Annotated in this window: 3 protein-coding genes; all 3 read right to left on the bottom strand. The window is 55.9% G+C overall.

Annotated elements, in window-relative coordinates:
- The coding region (locus NYR58_RS20120; RefSeq protein ID WP_261522908.1) for a transposase at window positions 1–612 on the bottom strand (612 nt) is incomplete at its 3' end.
- Window positions 613–719: 107 nt separating this feature from the next.
- Window positions 720–1520, bottom strand: a complete 801-nt coding sequence (locus NYR58_RS20115) for a hypothetical protein (protein ID WP_261522907.1) — start codon at window positions 1518–1520, stop codon at window positions 720–722.
- Window positions 1521–1584: 64 nt separating this feature from the next.
- Window positions 1585–3386: site-specific integrase (locus NYR58_RS20110; protein WP_261522906.1), on the bottom strand; the 1802-nt coding region annotated here is incomplete at its 5' end.

Here is a 3386-nt window from a genome sequence, read left to right as displayed (position 1 = left end):
CCCACTCGGCCGCCGGGCCGGCCGCAGGACCGCACCGACGAACCGGCCCGCGCCATCGAACACCACGATCGGCTGGAAGCCGTATTCGTCGTGATGGGCATTGAACAGGCGCAGCTGCTGGCCGCCGTGCACGGCATCAAACGTGTCGTCAATATCGAGCACGATCCGCTTCGGCACCTGCTGGAACGAGGCGCAGTAAAGGTCGACCATCGCCCGGCTCATCGCGACCAGCTCGCGCACGCCGGGCAGGTTCTCCAGCCGGCACAGCGTCGACTGCGACGCCAGGTCCCGACCCGAAGGCAGTGCATCCTGGGCCATCTTGAAGACCGGATCGCAGCGCAGCCGGTTGGCGTCATTGCCATCCTCGTAGCCGGCGGCAATCATCTTCATGCGGAAGCCGATCATGTCCGCCAGGCTGTGGACGACCCGGTCCGGGCAGCGCGGATCGTCGATGCACCGCGCCAGACGGTCAGCCACACGCAGCCGCTTTTCGACCTCGGCCAGAGCCAGGACGCCGCTGTCGGACGACAGCATGCCGCCGTCGAAACGGGCCACGACGGACTTGCCGCCGACAGATGACAAACCGCTCAGCGGCAGAGTAGGATCGGTCATGGCGGGTGTGGTCTCCGGGAAATGATTCGGATCGGCTTCGACAACCAAATCCTACGTCATTTCAACGGCTTGCGCCACATCCGCCAACCCGCCATGAATTATTCGGGCTAGGTCGGAGGAGTTAATTTCGCGATCTTTGCATTCAACCTCGCACTTTCGGCGATGCTGATGTTTCCTTGTTCCTGAAGAGCATCAAGATATGCCTGCAGGGCGATATCAGGATTTCGTGCGATGGGACCCAAGGTTGGCCAGTGGTAAAAGTATCCCTCACGTTCAGCCGCCTTCAGGTAGGAAGTGAAACTGTGCCAACCGTTCCATGAAGCAAGAAAGGCGACAGTATCGAACACATCGTCGTCCAATTGTCGTATGCACTCACGGAGAAGGCCAATTTCGTGCGGTTTGACGTTCAAGGAGATTCGCTTTCCTGCCTTTATCTTTTCCAGAACGGGTTCCCATTCCTTCGCCTTCTCGATTCGCTTCAGCAAACGATCATACGGTAAGCCAAAATATTTCGCCTTCTTTACCTCCATCGGCCATTCTTGGATGGCTGCTTCGTTAAAGTAAGCGAGGCCTCGCACCCAGACAGCGCGCAGCCTGAACACATAATCTGTCTCGCAGGGGGCAACACCGAGTTTTATGAGAATATGCTTGCCGTCCTCGGGTGTGTACCGGGTGATGTAGTGAAAGGGTGGTTTACTGGCGATCCTTCTGATGGTCTTTTCACTTACCCCAAGATGCTGAGCGATGTTGCCAAAGGTACTGCACAGCCACTTGAAGCCCTCATATTCATAATCCGCATGAATTAGAACCGTCTCTGCAAGCTTCCTCGCTGTTCCCTTCAAGCAATCTAAGTTTATACTTAGCGTTTCGGAATCGAAATCCTGCTTCTTTCCATTCATCTTGGTCATGAGTTTAAGCGTTGAACTCCGAATTTAGCCAAGCCGAATGATGGTCTGGAGAAAAGTTCGCGCACTAGATGCTACAAGACTTTGGTACGTGGAGAAACGAAAGGTCGAGTCCATCATAGGCTATCTTCGCCACCCACGAGATGTGATGGTCAGGGTTTCCGGGATCGCCATACTGGTAACTGACAGCCTTCCCACTGGGCGACCAACCTGTCACAGCGAGCAACGTTTCTTCGGGCGCATGCACACGCCTAAGGGCATCGCGAACATTGTGGCGTAAGCTGTACAAGGATTGGCGAGGCCCAAGCTCAATCTCTTCGCCGATGAACCGCTCGTTGAACCGGCGGGTGGCGTAAGTAGCAAGGTTACCGTACTTATCCGGCGTCAGCTCATGGAAGAGTCGCTGGCTGACCCCTTCTTTCTTACGCTTAACTACGAACTGCAGAAATCCGATACGGATCAGCTCTGAATGCACTGGTATTCTGCGGCGGCTGGAAGCCGTCTTCAGACGCTTGCCGCCATCCTCATCCTCACCATTTGTGAGGTCGAGATACCAAGTGCCGGCAACCGTCTGCTTAACGTCCCCAATTTCAAGTTGCGCAATCTCATTGGGGCGTGCGCCGGTGAACAGCATGATCAGCGGTAGCCAAAAGCGCCAAGCCCAGTCCGGCTTTGAGTATCCCTTTCCGCCCGGAGCACAGCTGCGATAGAATTTTCCCTCAAAGAAGCCTTTCAGCTGCTCCTTCGTCCAGGGAAGCCGTTTCTCTTCGAGTGGAACGGGGTCTTTCTTCAGAGGTCGTACATCTGCTGCGGGATTGTTCGGAAGTAGCTTCTTGCGAACAGCAACCTTCAAAAGGTCCCGGAACACGTCCAGATAGACACGTTGCGTAATGGGCGCGAGGACCGGCTTGTTCTGCCTCGCCGCCCGCTCGATGGCAACGGGGATCGAAAGTCTCGGATAGAGCTTGACCCGATTGGCCGGGAGCCTCGCGAGTGTGCTGCGCACCTTCTGCACGATATCATCATCAATGGCGTGGACTGGCAAGGAATCGCCAACGATCTCTCGGATCGTCGCGACGGCAGCGCGCACTTTGTCAACACGTTTCAAGGAAACGCCATTGAGCTCGTATTCCTCTTCCTTCTCCTTCAAGTAGGTCTTGGCCAACTCAGCGAACGTGACGGCGGGTGGACGAGATGGATCGAACAAGCTGTCGTGGAAGGGAACGTCGAAGCGATCATTGTACCGGTCAAGCTTTCGCCGGTTGAGCTCAACGAGACCTCGCCGCACAATTTCGCTGAAGCGAACATAGTCGGCACTGCCAACTTCGACCTCGACCCCAGCCTCTGCCAAGATGCGCTTGCTCAACCCATCGACCCATTCGTCACGGCGAGGATCGGACGGGTTCGAGAGTATCTGGAGTCCAATCTCCGTATTCATGCAAATCTCTTCCCGTTGATCGCGGCTCTCTGGCGGATCGAGGGAAAGTTGCTCTGCATTTCGCTTATCGAGACGCTCAATGGTTTCCCGAACATACTCGGTGAGCATGTCAACGGAGAAATCTTTCGGTGCCAGAACATCGGCCGGACGCCCGTTGCCACTCAGTGCCTTTTCGGCCGAGGCAAACAACGCATCGGTCTTGATGTCGGCAAGCGTCCTCAGCCGCTTCGCCTCTGACAGACTCGCCACCTTGAGAGAATACTTGATGAACCTTTTCCCAAGAACCGGGACAAGGTCTTTGGGAACGCGGCGATAGTAGTGCCAAACGTTGCCGCGCTTTTGCAGATGAAGCTTATCAGACACCCGTTCCATGCCTCCGTGTATACCACATGTGTGGCCAATCGGCAGGATGTAAGTGCCTGAAATCCCTC

Origin of the sequence: Chelativorans intermedius (assembly GCF_025398255.1) — a bacterium.
GTDB classification, from domain to species: Bacteria; Pseudomonadota; Alphaproteobacteria; order Rhizobiales; family Rhizobiaceae; genus Chelativorans; species Chelativorans intermedius.
This window is presented reverse-complemented; position numbering and strand designations above follow the sequence as displayed.